General features: G+C 58.7%; 15 protein-coding genes. 5 read left to right on the top strand and 10 right to left on the bottom strand.

Annotation, left to right across the window (positions count from 1 at the left end; translation table 11 throughout):
- Nucleotides 1-16: 16 nt before the first annotated feature.
- The 10 genes from AC2FHW_RS08420 to AC2FHW_RS08375 form a co-directional block, all read right to left on the bottom strand.
- On the bottom strand, nt 17-1,936 hold the full coding sequence (locus AC2FHW_RS08420; RefSeq protein WP_496728732.1) for a beta-galactosidase: 1,920 nt from the start codon (nt 1,934-1,936) through the stop codon (nt 17-19).
- Nucleotides 1,933-2,793 carry an SMP-30/gluconolactonase/LRE family protein gene (locus AC2FHW_RS08415; protein ID WP_142636154.1) on the bottom strand — a complete coding sequence of 287 codons (861 nt, stop codon included), beginning with the start codon at nt 2,791-2,793 and terminating at the stop codon, nt 1,933-1,935. The genes AC2FHW_RS08420 and AC2FHW_RS08415 overlap by 4 nt, the downstream gene beginning before the upstream one ends.
- Complete coding sequence (locus AC2FHW_RS08410) at nt 2,790-3,395, bottom strand: 2-dehydro-3-deoxy-6-phosphogalactonate aldolase (protein ID WP_496821771.1); 606 nt, start codon at nt 3,393-3,395, stop codon at nt 2,790-2,792. Before AC2FHW_RS08410 ends, AC2FHW_RS08415 begins: the two co-directional genes overlap by 4 nt.
- Nucleotides 3,392-4,285 carry a 2-dehydro-3-deoxygalactonokinase gene (locus tag AC2FHW_RS08405; protein WP_496728734.1) on the bottom strand — a complete coding sequence of 298 codons (894 nt, stop codon included), beginning with the start codon at nt 4,283-4,285 and terminating at the stop codon, nt 3,392-3,394. The genes AC2FHW_RS08410 and AC2FHW_RS08405 overlap by 4 nt, the downstream gene beginning before the upstream one ends.
- Before the next feature lie 4 nt (nt 4,286-4,289).
- Nucleotides 4,290-5,057: an SDR family NAD(P)-dependent oxidoreductase gene (locus AC2FHW_RS08400; protein ID WP_496708033.1), complete on the bottom strand. Its 768-nt coding sequence runs from the start codon at nt 5,055-5,057 to the stop codon at nt 4,290-4,292.
- Nucleotides 5,057-6,766, bottom strand: coding sequence for an IlvD/Edd family dehydratase (locus tag AC2FHW_RS08395; protein WP_496728736.1), 1,710 nt, complete (start codon nt 6,764-6,766; stop codon nt 5,057-5,059). The genes AC2FHW_RS08400 and AC2FHW_RS08395 overlap by 1 nt, the downstream gene beginning before the upstream one ends.
- 24 nt (nt 6,767-6,790) lie before the next feature.
- Nucleotides 6,791-8,131 carry an alpha-glucosidase/alpha-galactosidase gene (locus AC2FHW_RS08390; protein ID WP_271948760.1) on the bottom strand — a complete coding sequence of 447 codons (1,341 nt, stop codon included), beginning with the start codon at nt 8,129-8,131 and terminating at the stop codon, nt 6,791-6,793.
- A 22-nt stretch (nt 8,132-8,153) separates the two neighbouring features.
- Nucleotides 8,154-9,002: a carbohydrate ABC transporter permease gene (locus tag AC2FHW_RS08385; protein WP_142636166.1), complete on the bottom strand. Its 849-nt coding sequence runs from the start codon at nt 9,000-9,002 to the stop codon at nt 8,154-8,156.
- A gap of 1 nt (nt 9,003) precedes the next feature.
- A complete protein-coding gene (locus tag AC2FHW_RS08380) occupies nt 9,004-9,927 on the bottom strand; it encodes a carbohydrate ABC transporter permease (RefSeq protein WP_142636168.1) in 924 nt (307 codons plus the stop codon).
- A gap of 94 nt (nt 9,928-10,021) precedes the next feature.
- The gene (locus tag AC2FHW_RS08375; protein ID WP_142636170.1) at nt 10,022-11,281 is read right to left on the bottom strand and encodes an ABC transporter substrate-binding protein; all 1,260 of its coding nucleotides are present in this window, start codon (nt 11,279-11,281) and stop codon (nt 10,022-10,024) included.
- 140 nt (nt 11,282-11,421) lie between these two features.
- On the opposite strand from AC2FHW_RS08375, the gene AC2FHW_RS08370 reads away from it, so the two are divergent.
- From AC2FHW_RS08370 to AC2FHW_RS08350, 5 genes are all read left to right on the top strand, one after another.
- A complete protein-coding gene (locus tag AC2FHW_RS08370) occupies nt 11,422-12,228 on the top strand; it encodes an IclR family transcriptional regulator (protein ID WP_496693729.1) in 807 nt (268 codons plus the stop codon).
- Entirely contained in the window at nt 12,225-13,283 is a 1,059-nt protein-coding gene (locus AC2FHW_RS08365; protein WP_271948765.1) for an ABC transporter ATP-binding protein, read from the top strand. Before AC2FHW_RS08370 ends, AC2FHW_RS08365 begins: the two co-directional genes overlap by 4 nt.
- 159 nt (nt 13,284-13,442) lie before the next feature.
- Nucleotides 13,443-14,402 (top strand): dihydrodipicolinate synthase family protein, encoded by a 960-nt coding sequence (locus tag AC2FHW_RS08360; protein WP_281995060.1) that lies wholly within the window; start codon nt 13,443-13,445, stop codon nt 14,400-14,402.
- Nucleotides 14,393-15,325: a 4-hydroxyproline epimerase gene (locus AC2FHW_RS08355; protein WP_496693731.1), complete on the top strand. Its 933-nt coding sequence runs from the start codon at nt 14,393-14,395 to the stop codon at nt 15,323-15,325. Before AC2FHW_RS08360 ends, AC2FHW_RS08355 begins: the two co-directional genes overlap by 10 nt.
- The gene (locus AC2FHW_RS08350; protein WP_496728742.1) at nt 15,322-16,560 is read left to right on the top strand and encodes an NAD(P)/FAD-dependent oxidoreductase; all 1,239 of its coding nucleotides are present in this window, start codon (nt 15,322-15,324) and stop codon (nt 16,558-16,560) included. The genes AC2FHW_RS08355 and AC2FHW_RS08350 overlap by 4 nt, the downstream gene beginning before the upstream one ends.
- Nucleotides 16,561-16,562 lie beyond the last annotated feature (2 nt).

The following is a 16,562-nucleotide window of genomic DNA, read 5'->3' as shown; positions in this document are numbered from 1 at the left end:
TTTGCGCCCGCCGGGGTTACCCCTCGGCGGGCGTGTCATTTTCCTGAATGAACACATTACAGGCTTCGATCATCCGGCCGTTCCATTCAACCGGCGCCGAATTGTAGTTGATCAGGAATGTATGCCCGGCCGTCTGGCGTCGCCGCAGACCCTGAGGCATCGGATGCAAGGCAATGCCTGTCAGAGCAGCGGCCATGCTGATCACGCGATCCCATAACGTGTCATCCGGGAACCCGGCCAGATACCACATGTGGTCGGTCCCTTTCAGGGCAGGTGTTCCGTCTTGAAATGTCAAAAGGTCCGGGGCCTTTCCTGACAGGCGGTCGACCCAATGACGGGCTGCGCCGCCACCATCAACTTCCCGGGTCACCTGAGGGGGCAGGGTTTCCACAAGATCGACAGTGCAATCCAGTGCAGTCAGCCCGGGGCGACCAGTTGCGGGTATCTGAAAGTCCTGCGTGATGGCGCCAGAGCGCGGGCCCAGAACAGCCAGATCACAACCATTGGTCAGGCGTTGTTCCAGATCGGGTCCGATGGTCGCCAGACCCGGTGCAAGGATCACCTTATATCCCGCCTTTGGGATGTTATCCGCAGGCAGGAAATCCACTGACAATCCAGCCCGGCGCAGGGCTTGGTAGGTTGAAAAGACCAGTTTGAAATAGTCGAACCCAGCCCCTTGAGGTTGCGTCGCCCAGGCCCAATCCGAGGCATAGTCGAACAGGATCGCGACATCCGCTCTGGCCTGTGTGATTGCTCCCAGCCCGGCCAGATCATCGGCGGTTTGGCGTGCCTCGGCCAAAGCCGGGGCAGAGCGGTTGTCCGGCGTCAGCAGTCCTGCATGCATCTGTTCTTGCGCAAAGGGCGCCTGCCGCCAGCGGAAATAGCTGACCACCTCGGCCCCATGCGCCACGGCCTCAAGCGACCACAGGCGCACCATACCGGGCAGAGGTGCAGGGTTGTAAGGGGCCCAGTTCACCGGGCCGGGTTGCTGTTCCATCACCCACCAACGCCCGCGCCCCACAGCGCGATACAGATCGTGATGAAAGGCCTGCATGTCGGGATCGCCTTGCTGCAGAAAGGCCGACTTATGTGCCTTATCCGCCTCAAGCCGGTCAGATAGAAACCCGATCGGATAGCTGTCCCATGTGGCGACATCCAGATCGGTACCCACTGCGAAGTGGTCGAAATCGAGCACACGCCCCATGTAATTGTGCAGCAAAGGCGCATCGGTCAGGGGCCGCAGCACTTCGACCTGTGCCCTGTTGAAGGCCACCACCTGATCTGAACTGAACCGCCGGAAGGCCAGAACATGGGCCGGGTTGGGTTCTGTCACAGTCAGGTTCGGCAGGTCGATCTGATCAAACCTGTCATATTCCATTGACCAGAACACATTTCCCCACGCTGCATTCAGGGTTTCAATCGTGCTGTATTGACCTTCCAGCCAGTTTTGAAAGGCGTGTAGGGCGGGTTGGCTATAGCTGACAGTGGTTTCGTGGCAGCCATATTCATTGTCGATCTGCCATGCTGCGACATGCGGGTTGCGCCCATAGCGTTCGCCCATGACACATGCGATCCGAACGCATTCTTCGATATACCCGGTGTGGCTAAAGCAATAATGTCTGCGTGAGCCGAACTTGCGCGGCTGACCCTGCGCATCCACGGCAAGCATGTCCGGGTGTTTGTCCAGCATCCAGCGTGGCGGCGTCGCTGTTGGCGTGCCCAGCACCACTTTCAACCCGGCAGAACCTAAGGTTTCGATTGCGCGATCCAGCCAGTCGAAGTGCAGATCGTCCGACGTGGGCTCCATCCGGCTCCAGCCGAACTCGCCTATCCGCACCCATGTCAGGCCGGTTTCGACCATACGTGCTGCATCGTCCGCCCACATCGCCTCTGGCCAATGTTCGGGGTAATAGCAAACGCCAAGTTCGGGGTTCATAGGATGACTCTGTGCTCTGCCTGACCTTTGCCTGCGTCGGGCGCGGCAAAGGTCATTCCGTTGGTAGGTTGGGTTTCAATCTGTGTCGCATCCAGCCCTTGGCGAGCGGTGGTGCAGAACAGCGTTGTCAGGTCTGGCCCGCCAAAAGCCGGGCACGAGGCATGGGCCGCGTCAAAACCGACCGCCTTCAGGAACCGACCCTCAGGCGAGTAAGCAGCCACGCGGTTGGCGCCCCATTGGGCGATCCAGATATTTCCGCTCGTATCGACCACTGCTCCATCAGGGTTCAGCTGGTCTTTGGTAAGGTCGAGGAACACGGTGCTTTGGCCTTCTGGCCACCCGGTTTCCGGGTCCAAACTCCAGCGCATGACCTGTCTGGTGACCGTGTCGGTGAAATAGGCGCAAGAGCGATCCGGCGCAAAACAGATGGCGTTCGAGATCGTGACATCCGGCACCAGCCGCCGCAGTTCTCCGCGCCAGAACCGATAGATGGACCCAGCGCCGGGTTCGGCGTTCTTGCCCATGGTGCCGATCCAGAAACCGCCCCAGGGATCAGCGCGGCCATCGTTGGAACGGGTGACCGTATCGTCCGCCTCTAGATGGGTGACCAAGCTACGCGCGCCGGTTTTCTGGTCAAAGCGCCACAGCCCGGTCTCGGAAGCCATCAACAGCGTGTCCCTGTCCACCCAGCCCGCTGCTGAAACATTTTCCGGGAACTGCCAGCTTTGCTGATGCCCGTCCTTCTGGGTCATCAGGCGGTTGCCGGTGATGTCGAACCAGAATAGCTGCGCCCGTTCCGGGTGCCACAAAGGCCCTTCGCCCAGATCGCAGGGACGGTCGTCAAACACGACACTCATTGGGCGGCCTTGTCATAGGCCAAGACGATCTTTCGCGCGCGCTCTGCAATGTCGGCAACGGCCATTCCCGGTTTATACAGGGCCGACCCGATCCCGAACCCGTCCGTCCCGGCCTTGAGCCATTCGGCAAAGTTTTCGGGGCCTGCCCCACCGACGGCAAAGACCAGCGCGTCCTTGGGCAGGATCGGGCGTATTGCGGCCAGGCCCGAGGCCCCCGCCATCACGCCCGGAAACAGTTTGAGCCCGGTTGCCCCTGCCCTGAGCGCGCCAAAGGCCTCGGTCGGGGTATAGACGCCTGGCCAGCTTTGTATGCCCAGTTTGATCGTCTGCTGTATCACCTCAGCGTCGAAATTTGGCGAGACAATCAGCTTGCCGCCGACCCCGGCCACCGCATCGACCTGTTCGATGGTCAGGACGGTTCCGGCGCCGATCAATGCGCGATCGCCGAAACGTTCCGCCAGAATGCCGATGCTGGTCAACGGATCGGGTGAGTTCAGGGGCACCTCGATCCGGTCTATGCCCGCGTCGATCAGGGCCTGCCCGACCTCGGCGGCCTCGGTGGGTTGCAGACCGCGCAGAATTGCAATGATAGGACGGCTCATGCGGTTTGCCTCGTCAGATTTCGGGCCTGCAAAAGACCTGCCAATGTAGATTGCGTGCTGTCGGCTATTTCAACAAATGCACCCTGCTGTTTCAGCGCGATGGCATAGATTTCCGAGAGGCTTTGGTCCCCGATAATGGCAATCTGCTGGCCCAACCAATAGGGACGGGACGCGGCCAGTTCCGCTCCGATCAGGTATCCCGACAGACGCGCGCGTGCGACACCGGAGTCCTGACCCTGCAGCAGATCAGTGGCCCGCAGGCCGAAAAGGCGCGCGGCAAGTTGTTCCGGTCGGGACAGGGAATCCGCCACAGCCTCGGCAAAAGCTGCGTCGTCCCAGCCTTCGCTGACCGTATGTTTCAGGACGGATTGATTGCTGAGCAATCCGAAGATTTCGCCTGTCATGAATGTGCGGAAGCTGACGACTTCATCCGCGCTGACCTGTACCCATTTGGTATGCGTTCCGGGCAGGCAAATGATGCCGTCCCAGTTTGGCCGGTGGGCCAGAAAACCGGCGATCTGTGTCTCTTCTCCGCGCATGACATCGGGGGGGCTTGTTTGCTTTAGCCCGGGTACGACAAAGGCGCGGATACGGGGATCTGTTGCCGGAACGCGGACAGGTGCATCGGGAACAGGAACCGAAGGTACAGCGGAATATGGTGCCTCGACCCAGCCTTGGCGCGCGCCCACCATACCGCAGGCGACCACATCCATGACCGTATCGCCAAGCCAGCCCACGATCAGGTCCAGCAGTGCTTTTTGAAACCCATCCCGGGGAATTTGATCCATGCCGGTTGCGGACTGAGCCTGGTCCAGAATGGTGTCACCCTGCATTGCCCATGCCCGCAGATGAGTTGTTCCCCAATCAACAGCGATCCATTCGATTGTCATGTTCTCATCCTGTTACTACAACACCGCCATCAACGGCCATGCATTGCCCGGTCATGGCGCGACTGGCTTCCGACGCAAGAAACAGGGTCGGTGCGATCATATCCTCGGGCGTCAGGTGGTCCTTTAGGCATTGGCGTTCCAGATGTGCGGACAGATCTTCTCGCGTGGCCCACATGTCCAGCTGTTTCTGTGTCAGAACCCATCCGGGGGCCAGCGCATTAACGCGGATTTTCTGCGGGCCAAGCTCGCGCGCCAACGACCGGGTCATCCCGGTGATCCCGGCATTTGATGTCGTATAGATCGGATAACCGGAATTACCCATCATATAGCTGATCGAGCTGAAATTGATGATTGATCCGCCCTTGTCCTGCATTTGACGTGCGGCTTCTTGGCAGGCAAAGAAATACGCCTTCAGATTCACCTCGATCATCCAGTCCCAGAATTTGGGCGTGGTTTCGTCAAGCGAATGGCGCTTGTCGTTGGCGGCATTGTTGATCAGCACACCAAGGGGGCCATGGGCCTCGGCGGCTTTGGCCATTGAGGCGCGCAACAGGTCGGTATCCGTCATGTCGCCCTGCAGGAACAGCGGCGCGCGCCCGTGTTTGGCGCGCATCTCTTCGACAAAATCGCTGGCGTCGGACCGGCCAATAAAGGCGACTTGTGCACCTTGGGCCAGAAACCCATCGGTCAATGCGGCCCCGACGCCGGAGCCTCCACCGGTGATAAAGACCGACGCACCGTTCAGGTCGTGGAAAGTGGCGGATTGGTCCATCAGTGGCTCTCTCTGGTCACAAGGCGGGTGTCTTTGCCGACAAGGAAATCAAGGTCCGCACCCTGATCGGCCTGCAGGACGTGGTCTATGTAAAGCTTGGCATAGCCGCGGGTGTAATGCGGAGCGTCCGGTTGCCATGCGGCGCGCCGGGCGTCCAGTTCGGTTTGGTCTACCAGCAGATCAAGCTGTCCGGTGCTGGCCGATACGCGGATACGGTCACCGGTCTTGACCAGCGCGAGCGTGCCGCCCGCCTGCGCCTCGGGGCTGACATGCAGGATGACCGTGCCAAAGGCCGTGCCGGACATCCGCGCGTCCGAGATGCGGATCATGTCACGCACGCCGTCCTTCACCAGCTTGGCCGGGATCGGCATATTGCCCACCTCGGGCATACCCGGATAGCCCTTGGGGCCACAGCCTTTCAGCACCAATAGGGTCTCGGGCGTAACCGGCAGGTCATCCCGGTCGATATTGGCCTTCATGTCTTCGATGTTTTCAAAGACATAGGCCTCAGCCTCGGTCTCCAAAAGCGCGTCGGTGGCTGCCGAGGGTTTCACAATGGCCCCATTCGGTGCCAGATTGCCGCGCAGCACACGCAGACCCGCAGCAGGTTTCACCGGGTCGTCAAAGGGGCGGATTACATCACGGTTGAAGCATTCCGCGCCCTCGTAATGGGCTGCGATGTCCTTGTTCAAAACCGTCTTGGTCGGGCGCAGGAACGGTTTGAGCTCGTTCAGAACAACCGGTACACCGCCTGCGTAACAGAAATCCTCCATCAGATATTGGCCCGAGGGCATGCAGTTCACCAGCAGCGGTATGTCCGACCCGATCTCAAAATCCTTGAGCGTCAGGTCGACGCCAACACGGCCTGCCAGGGCCAGCAAATGTACGACGGCGTTGGTTGATCCGCCCACGGCCGCATTGGCCAGAATGGCGTTTTCAAAGGCTTCTTTGGTCAGAATGTCAGAGGGTTTGAGGTCTTCATCCACCATCTCGACAATCCGCTTGCCGGTCAGATGCGCCAGCGCCATGCGGCGGGCATCGACGGCGGGCAGGGCGGCGTTTGTGGGCAGGGACATGCCCATCGCCTCGACCAGCGAGGCCATGGTGCTGGCGGTGCCCATGGTCATGCAGACCCCGGCGCTGCGCGACATGCCGGATTCAGCATTCATGAAATCTTGCAGGGTCATTTCCCCGGCGCGCACGGCTTCGGAAAACTTCCATACATCCGTGCCCGAGCCGATATCCTGTCCGCGATACTTGCCGTTCAGCATCGGGCCGGAACTGATAACGATGGCGGGCAGATCGACCGAGGCGGCTCCCATAAGTTGCCCCGGCGTAGTTTTGTCACAGCCACCCAGCAGAACCACGCCGTCAATCCCATAGGCTCGGATGGATTCTTCGACATCCATGGCCAGTAGGTTGCGAAACAGCATGGCGGTGGGCTTCATCTGGGTTTCACCCAGCGACATGACCGGGAATTCGACCGGGAAGCCGCCAGCCTCCCACACGCCGCGTTTGACGCCTTCGGCCAGATCGCGCAGGCCGGAATTGCACGGCGTCAGTTCGGACCATGTATTGCAGATGCCGATAATGGGACGCCCGTCAAAGGCATGGTCGGGAAAGCCCTGGTTCTTCATCCAGGACCGGTGGATGAAACCATCCTTGTCCAGCTTGCCATACCAATGCTGCGAGCGGCGTTTTTTTGTCATTATTGTCAGCCCTTTAATATTTGGTCATGCCGCTTTGGCCGGTTTGCACCAGCCTGGCAACCAATCCGCATGCGCGATCAAAAGATCGCTAACCAGATTGCGGATCTGTCGCAGGTCGAGCTCGGCGGCTGTGTGTGGGTCCATCATGGCGGCGTGGTATATGTATTCGGGGTTCTGGTCGGTCAGCGCCCGCACGGTCAGTTCCTGCACGTTGATCTGGGTGCGCATCAGCGCAATCAGCTGCGGTGGGATGTCGGTCACGACCGAGGGTTGCACCCCGTTGCTGTCCACCAGGCACGGCGTTTCCACAGCAGCCCCCAAGGGCAGTTGCGGGATCTGGCCGGTATTGGGCAGGTTGCCATAGGCGGTGTAGGGCATATTGGTCACGATGGCGTTCATCAGATCCGCCGCGAATTCGTGGCTGCGGCACACCTCAACCGCACGCCCGTCGGTCAGGGTCTTGGCCTGTTCTTTCCAGTCCTCGACCTGCTCGACGCAGCGGGTGGGATATTCATCCAGCGGGATCGAGAACTGCTCGATCAGATCGTCGCGCCCGTCCTTGATGAACCAGGGCACATATTCGGCCAGATGTTCCGAGCTTTCGGTGCAGAAATAGCCCAGATGCTCCATCACTTCGTACCGGACCTTGTTGGGGCAGCGTGGCATCAAAAGGGGCGGTTTCGGCAGTTGTCCACCGGCATAGCCCTGTCGGAGCGCAGGATAGAGATCGCGGCCCCGATGCTCGAGCTTGAGGAAGAAAGCCACATGGTTGACGCCTGCGACCTTATAGCGAAACTCGTGCTTGGGCAGGTCCAGATCATGGGCCAGTTCCTCGACCGTATTTTGCACCGAATGGCACAGGCCGACATGTTTCAATGTCGGAAACCGTTCGGCCAAAGCCCACGTGTTGATCGCCATCGGGTTCACATATTGCAACAGCGTCGCGTTGGGGCAGAGCTGCATCATGTCCTGGGCCACGTCCCACAGGACCGGAACGGTGCGTAACCCGCGCATGATCCCTCCTACGCCCAGCGTATCGGCGATGGTCTGACGCAGGCCATATTGCTTGGGGATCTCGAAGTCAGTCACTGTGCAGGGGTCATACCCTCCGATCTGAAAGGCGGTAATCACGAAATCCGCCCCCTCCAATGCGGCGCGTCGATCGGTGTGGGTGGTTATGGTGGCCCCCGTGCCGACCGAGCGCACCATGGCGCGGGCCACGGATTCGCTCTCAGCCAGGCGCTGTGTGTCGATATCCATTAAGGCAAAATGGCTGTCGGCCAGGGCGGGGGTCAAAAGGGCATCGCCCACGATATTGCGCATGAAGATCGTGGAACCGGCCCCGATAAAAGTGATTTTGGTCATCAGGCAAACCTTTAGCTTGATGTTATTTCACGGCACCGAGTGTCAGGCCCGCGATAAAATGTTTCTGCATCAGGAAGAACATGGCAACTGGCGGCAGCGCCGCGACAATGGAACCGGCACTCATCAGCTGATAGGCGGCGCGGAACTGCGCGTTAAAGCTGGTGATCCCTGCGGTTACAGGCTGGCTCTCAGCACCTTGCGTCAGCACTACAGCCCAGAAATAGTCGTTCCAGATGAAGGTAAAGATCAGGACACTGAGCGCCGCAATGGCGGGCTTCATCAGCGGCAGCACCACGTACCAGAAGATACGCCATTCACTGATCCCTTCGACCCGCGCCGCCTCGATCAGTTCAAAGGGCAGGGCGCGGATGAAATTCCGCATGAACAGGGTGCAAAACCCGGTCTGGAACGCGATGTGGAACAAGACCAGCCCGGTCTTGGTGTTGTACAAGCCCAGGTCCAGCGTCAGGTCGCGCACGGGCACCATGAGGATTTGGAAAGGCACGAAATTGCCCGCTACGAACAGGAAGAAGATCCAAAGGTTCGATTTGAATTTGTAGATGCCGAGTGCAAACCCCGTCATGCTGCTGAGCGCGACGCACCCGATGACCGTAGGAACGGTGATCAGAAAGGAATTCATCAGATAGCGCGGCATATCCGAATTGAAAAACACCTGCCCATAGTTGAATGCGCCCTCAAAGCTGGACGGCATCCCCCAGTAGTTGGCATTGGTGAAATCCGCGGCGGGTTTGACCGAGAACAGGGCGACGGCCAGCAACGGCCCGAGCCACAAAAGCAAGGCCAGCGGCAGCAACGCCTGATAGGTGATCTGCGCTGCACGAGGTTGTTTTTCGATTGGCTTGGGAAACATCTCAGTGCCCCCTTTCTTCGCGGTACATTGACCACAGGAAATAACCGATGAAACACAGCATGATCAGGAACAGGATCACCGCGATAGCCGCGCCATATCCCATGCGGAAGCCATACTCGGACAAGGCGACCTCGAACATGTAATAGGCCAGCACGCGCGATGATCCGAACGGACCGCCCTGTGTCATGATTGAGATCAGGTCAAAGCTGCGAAGCGCGCCAATGATGGTGACGACAAAGGCAATGAAGGTGGCAGGGCGCAGTTGCGGCAGGATGATATGCCACAACATCCGCCAGCTCTTGGCACCGTCCAGCCGCCCGGCTTCGATTTGTTCGGGGTCCACGGCGTTGAGGCCGGTCAGGTAAAGGATCATGCAATAAGCTGTCTGCGGCCAGAGACCGGCAAAGATGATGCCATAGGTCACGAACCGCTCGTCACCCAACACGTTCACGGGGCCCATGCCAAAGAATCCGAGGAATTCGTTCAGCAGGCCGAATGTGGGATCGTAGAACCATGTGAACACAAGGCCAACGACCACCTGAGAAATCACGAAGGGGAAGAAAAACAGGGATTTATACAGGCGAATGCCCCAGACCGTCTGGTTCAGGAACAGCGCGATGAACAGACCCGCCGGAATCGCCGCCAGATAGAGCAGCAGCCAGATCAGGTTGTTTTTGAGCGAGATGTAAAAGGCATCCCGGTCCGACCATTCCCAGTACAGGTCTTCATAATTGCGAAAGCCGACATATTCGGCAGCCCCCAGGCCGTCCCATTCGTAAAGCGACAGGTTGAAGGACTGAAAGACCGGAATGATCACATAGACCATAAAGAACAACAGGCCTGGGGCCAAAAATAACCAGGGCGCGATGCGCTGTTGGTTTCGGTGGAACCAGCTTTCTTGTTCGTGGGTATCGACGGCGGTCATGGGCGTCCCCGGTTCTGGTAGGCGGAGTAAGGCGGGTTGATACCCGCCTTACGCAGGTCATGGCTCAGGATTGGCTTTGCCAATCCTGACCGGTTCAGTTGTCGTAGATGCGCTGACGCGCCCGTTCGAGTTTGGCCAGGATTTTGTCCGCATTGTCTGGCTTGACCATGAATTCCTGGAAGCCTTCCATCGACGCCTTGGCCATTTCTGCCGGTGCGTCGCGGTCCCAGAACTGGGCGACTCCGCCCGGGCTGTTTGACGACAGCATGGTAAAGCCCTGCTGCAGGAACTTGTCGGCATCTACCGAGGACTGAGCATTGACCGGCAACTGGCCGAGATTCGAGCCATTGTTGATCTCGGTCTGTTCATCCGCAGACACAACGAAGCGCAGGAATTCACGGGCGGCTTCTTTGTTCGCCGCGTTTGACGGGATGTGGAACGTGTCGGTCGGTGCATCTTCGGCCAGTTCGACATCGGGGTTGATGGCAACAAACTGGTAGAAGTCCAGCTGGTCGTCACTTAGGCCCGCCTCACGCAGTGGCGCCACGGCGAAGTTGCCCATCAGATAAGCCGCCGCATCACCGTTGACCATGAAGGGCAGAGCTTCTTGCCAGCTATAGGTCTGGTGGTTGTCGATGAAGGCACCCATATCGATCAGCTGTTTCCAGTTGGCGAAGGTCTGCTTGACCCGGTCATCCTCCCAGCTGATTTCACCATTGGCCAGCTGGTTGTGGAAGTCATAGCCGTTGGTGCGCATGTTCAGGTAGTCGAACCAGCCACCGGCAGTCCACAGGAACTTGGTGCCGATCGTATAGCAGGCGCGACCGGAATCGACGATCTTTTGGCAATTCGCCAGCTCTTCTTCCCAAGTTGCGGGCTCGGTCAGGCCCAGCTCGTCAAAGATGTCTTTGCGATAATAAACGCCCCACTGATAGTAGGTGTAGGGCACGCCCCACTGTTTGCCGTCGATCGTCATCGCACCTTTGGTTGAAGCCAGATTGTCCGCAATCGCAGGTTCCGCCCACAGGTCCGAGACGTCTTCGAACAGGCCAGCCTCGACATAGGGTTTCATCCGATTCGCCGCGTACCACGTGGCGACATCCGGAGTATCCGCAGTCAAGAAGTTGCGGATCTGGGTTTTGTAGGCCTCGCGGTCGATCACCGTTGTCTCGATGGCCAAATCCGGATGCTGTTGCTGAAATCTGTCGATCATTGCTTCCATCGTGGCCCGGGGTGCCGGGTTCGATGTGTCCAGGAATATCCGCAATTCGCCGGTAAGCTCGGCAGAGGCGGGAACAGCAAGTGCAACGCTCATGGCCAGAGCGGCCGTGGTGCGCTTGTAGATGGAATGCATGGTTTCCTCCCTTAGCTTCCATTTTAGTTCCATATATTGGAACTTAGTTTTATATGTTGAAAACTACACATCGACTCGGTTAGTCTTGTCAAGACCCTCTTGGCTGAGGCCGAAGGTTAACTGGAGGAGACAGAGCGCCCGTGGCAGGTGATGGAACGATAGGGAAAGCATGTGACGTGCTTGATCAGGTGGCCGCGTTTCAGCGGCCGGTTCGCTTTGCGGAACTGCTGGAAAGCAGCCGCTTTCCCAAGGCAACGCTCTATCGGTTTCTGCAATCCCTGACCAATCAGGGGATGTTGTCCTATGACCCGGATAGGCAGACCTATGCACCGGGTTTGAGGCTGGTTCGGTTGGCCCATGCAGCGTGGACGCAAAGCTCACTGGCGCCGATTGCCAGGCCTTTTCTCGATACGCTCAGCGGTGAAACGGGCGAGACTGTGCATCTGGCGCAGCTCGATTCTGGTCAGGTTCTGTATGTCGATAAGCGCAATGCCGCCCAGCCGGTTGAGATGTATTCACAGGCGGGCAAGGTCGGACCGGCCTATTGTACGGGTGTGGGCAAGGCGATGATGGCCTTTCTGGACGAGGCTGAGCTGAACAAGGTGATCTCACAGCAAAGCTTTCACCGGTTTACGGATAAGACCTTGGCCTCGGAAGCTGCGCTGCGGTCCGATCTAGAGCTGATCCACAGCCGGGGCTACGCCCTGGACGATGAAGAACACGAGACGGGGATCATTTGTGTTGCCTGCCCGATCCGAACGCCGGGCGGGCGGATGCTGGGTGCAATATCGGTGACCGGCTCGACCGAGCGGATGAATTTCGACCAGCTCGAGGCTTGGATTCCCCGCGTGCGCCGGGTGGCCGAACAAATCGCGGCCGAAGCTCAGGCCTGGCGGTTCCCTGAAACACGCCCCGATGGCCAGAAGGACAGGATACAAGCGACATGACCGGAGTAACTCTGAACCAAACGATTAAGCGGTATGGCCAGACACAGGTGATTCACGGGATCGACCTCGAAATCGAGGATGGTGAATTCTGTGTCTTTGTTGGCCCATCGGGATGTGGAAAATCCACTTTATTGCGGATGATCGCAGGGCTTGAGGAAACGACCGAGGGCCAGATTCACATCGGGGCGCGTGAGGTGACGCATCAGGACCCGGCGAAACGGGGCGTGGCGATGGTGTTCCAGACCTATGCCCTGTACCCGCATATGACTGTGGCCGAGAATATGGGGTTTGGCCTGCGGATGAACGGCGTGGCAAAAGCCGAGATCGACAGGAAGGTTCAGGAAGCCTCGGGTATCCTGAAGCTGGACCAGTATCTGAAACGCAAACCCAAGGCTCTGTCGGGTGGTCAGCGCCAACGCGTTGCCATCGGGCGTGCGATTGTGCGCGGCCCCGAGGTGTTTCTGTTCGATGAACCTCTGTCCAACCTGGACGCCGAATTGCGCGTTGAGATGCGTGTGGAAATTGCCCGGCTTCACAATGAAATTGGCGCGACCATGATCTATGTGACTCACGATCAGGTCGAGGCGATGACCATGGCCGATAAGATCGTGGTGCTGCGCGATGGTCGGATCGAACAGGTCGGTGCGCCGATGGATCTGTATCGGGATCCAGATAACAAGTTTGTAGCAGGGTTCATTGGCTCGCCCGCCATGAACTTTCTGGATTGCGACATCGTTGATGGTCAGGTGACTCATCCGGCGATCACTCAGCCTCTGCCCGTCCCAGCATCGGTTCCTTTGGGTCTGTCTCGGGTCACGCTGGGTATCCGCCCGGAACATATTCAGGTCGACCGATCGGGCGATACCTGCACCGTTGATCTGACCGAGGCGCTTGGCGGCGTCAGCTATTCCTATTTGCTGACATCGAATGGCGACAAGCTGATCGTTGAAGAGCGCGAAGACGAGCGCAGTAAGCAGGGTACACGCATCGGTATTTCGATCCGCCCGGAACGCACCATGCTGTTTGATCCTGAAACCGGCCTGCGGTTGAGATAATTGCCGTTTAGACAGTCAAAAACACCCGCGTCAGACGAAAGGTCCAACGCGGGCTTTTTGCGTCGAATTATATATGGATTTTGTATCCAATATCCGTTATCGCGTGAAAACGGGCGCCTGACGCCTATCTGGACCCCTGTAACTAGAGGATAGCACCGTATGTCGACCAATGTATTTAGCGGTACGATGCCCGCGCTCATGACCCCTTGCTCGGCGGATAGGCAGCCGGATTTCAACGCACTTGTTCGGAAGGGCAAGCAAATGATCGACGCAGGCATGTCTGCGGTTGTCTATTGCGGATCCATGGGCGACTGGCCGCTTTTGACGGATGCGCAGCGCATGGAAGGGGTGGAACGTCTGGTGGATGCCGGGCTGCCGGTTGTGGTCGGAACCGGGGCAATCAACACCAAATCCGCCGAGGCCCACGCTGCACATGCGCAAAAGGTCGGCGCTGTCGGGTTGATGGTCATTCCCCGGGTTCTGTCCCGCGGGAGCTCATCAACTGCGCAAAAGAACCATTTCAAGGCAATCCTGTCCGCTGCGCCTGACGTGCCGGCAATTATCTACAACAGCCCATATTATGGTTTCGCAACAAAGGCTGATCTGTTCTTTGCCCTGCGCGCCGAACACCCTAACCTCATTGGGTTCAAGGAATTCGGAGGCAAGGACGATCTGCGCTATGCTGCGGAAAACATCACCAGTCAGGATGATGATGTGACGTTGATGGTGGGTGTGGACACCGAGGTTTACCACGGTTTCGTCAACTGTGGTGCAACCGGTTCGATCACCGGGATTGGAACGGCCCTCCCACGTGAGGCGTTGCTGTTGGCTGCGCTTTCTCAAAAGGCCGCGCGGGGCGATGCCGAAGCCCGGTTACGGGCGCAAGAACTGACCGAGGCCATTCAGGTGCTGTCCAGTTTTGATGAGGGTCCGGATCTTGTGCTGTATTACAAGCATCTTCTGGTGTTGAACGGGGAAGAGGAATACCGCCTGCATTTCAATGAAACTGATGCCCTGACAGATGCACAGCGGAATTATTGCGAACAGCAATACGCGTTGTTTGGGGCTTGGTTCGCCGATTGGTTGAAACAAGGTGGGGTGATCGCAGAATGCATGTGATCGACAGCCACACCGGAGGAGAACCGACCCGGGTCATCCTCGATGGCGCTCCAGATCTGGGCTCTGGCCCTCTGGCTGAACGCGCCCGGCGGCTGGACACCGAATACAGGGATTTCTATCGTTCGGTCATGCTTGAACCGCGCGGACAACCGGCCATGGTCGCGGCCTTGTTGGTGGAACCGGTTGATCCAACCTGTGTCACCGGCGTGATCTATTTTGATGTCGATGCTGTTTTGGGAATGTGCGGCCACGGAACCATTGGCCTGACCGTGACACTGGCGCATCTTGGTCGGATCGATGTTGGAATACATCGGATCGAAACGCCAGCCGGAGTTGTCACGGTCGAGCTGCACGATGCCAATACTGTCACGGTCACGAATATCGAAAGCCGCCGCGTTCACAGCGACATTTCACTTCATGTGCCCGGTTTCGGAGAGGTTGCAGGGGATGTGGCCTATGGTGGAAACTGGTTCTTTATCGTCGATCCAAGCCCGCTTTCCGTCATTCCGGCCAATATTCGGGAGCTGACCGATAGGGCCGTTGCTATCCGCAAAGCCTCGATCGCGCAGGGGGTTGGCGGCGAGCAGGGTGAACCGATTGATCATGTAATCTTTCAGGACGCATCGCCCGAGCAAGCGATTCACAGCCGCAACTTTGTTCTGTGCCCGGATGACAATTACGACCGGTCGCCCTGTGGCACCGGCAGCTCTGCTCGGCTGGCCTGTCTGGCCGCTGAGGGTCTATTGGCCCCGGGGCAGGAAATCGTCCAGCAAAGTGTCATTGGCAGCACCTATCGCCTGTCCTATCAGGCTGGGCCCAACGGCGGTGTCATCCCCTCGATCACCGGGCAGGCCTATGTCATGGCGGAATCGCGGTTGATGTTTGCCGAGGCTGATCCATTCCGTTCGGGGATTGAGGTATGACCCAGCAGATCGTCGTCATCGGAGCTGGCGTGATTGGCATGACCATTGCGCTGGAATTACAGCGCCGGGGTCATGCCGTGCTGGTTCTGGACAAGGAAGGCGTTGCGGCGCAGACATCAGCCGGAAATGCCGGGGCCTTTGCTTTTTCCGAGGTTGAGCCTCTGGCAACGCCCGGCATCATGAAAAAGGCACCAAAGTGGCTGCTGGACCCGTTGGGTCCCCTGTCTATCCCGCCTGCCTATGCAGTCCAGATTGCACCCTGGATGTACCGTTTCTGGCGGGCCAGCCAGCCCGGTCGCTATGCCGAGCTGTTGGCCGCTCAGGCCAGCCTCATGCAACTGTCCAGTGCCGCGCTTGAACGGTTGATCCCAGCGGTTGACGGCGAGGCGATGATGCAGCGCGACGGTCAGATGCAGCTGTACGAATCCGAGGCCGAATACCGTGCAAGCCTGCCCGCCTGGGAGGTGCGCCGCCAGCATGGTATCGACTTTGAACTGCTGGAAAGCCCCGAGGCGATTGCCGAAAAACAGCCGGGTCTCAGTCCTCGGTTCACTCATGCGGGATTTACGCCCAACTGGTTGAATACTGTTGATCCCAAGAAATGGGTCGAGCGCCTTGCCCAGACCTTTCAAAACCGGCAAGGCCGGATCGAGCGGCGCGATATTCAGGCGTTGGTGCCACAGCAAAGTGGCATGCGCCTTGAAACGGCGGAAGGGCCCGTGGACGCGACGAAAGTGGTCGTGGCTGCCGGCGCATGGTCGCATCATATCGCCCGAACTCTTGGTGACCGATTCCCGCTTGAAACCGAGCGTGGATACAACACGACCCTGCCCGAAGGTGCATTTGATCTGCGGATGCACCTGTCCTTCTCGCGGCATGGGTTCGTTGCCAGCCGGATCAACAATGGCGTCAGGATCGGCGGCGCGGTCGAGTTGGGCGGTCTGAACCTCGCCCCCAATTTCAAACGAGCCGACACGTTATTGCACAAAGCCGAAGAGTTTCTACCCGGCCTCAAGACCGAAGGAGGCACGCAATGGATGGGGTTCCGGCCGTCGATGCCTGACAGCATCCCGGTCATCGGTGTTTCTCCAAATGCGTCTGGCGTGTTCTATGCGTTCGGCCATGGGCATCTTGGGCTGACCCAATCCGCAGGCACGGCCGAACTTGTTGGGGCCATGGTTGACCGTCAGGCCCCCCCGATTTCGCCAGCCCCCTTTGCTGCTGGCCGGTTCTGAGG

The organism is Ruegeria sp. YTSA108 (assembly GCF_059610185.1).
Note: the sequence above shows the minus strand (reverse complement) of the source record. Positions and strands in the feature narration are given on the sequence as shown.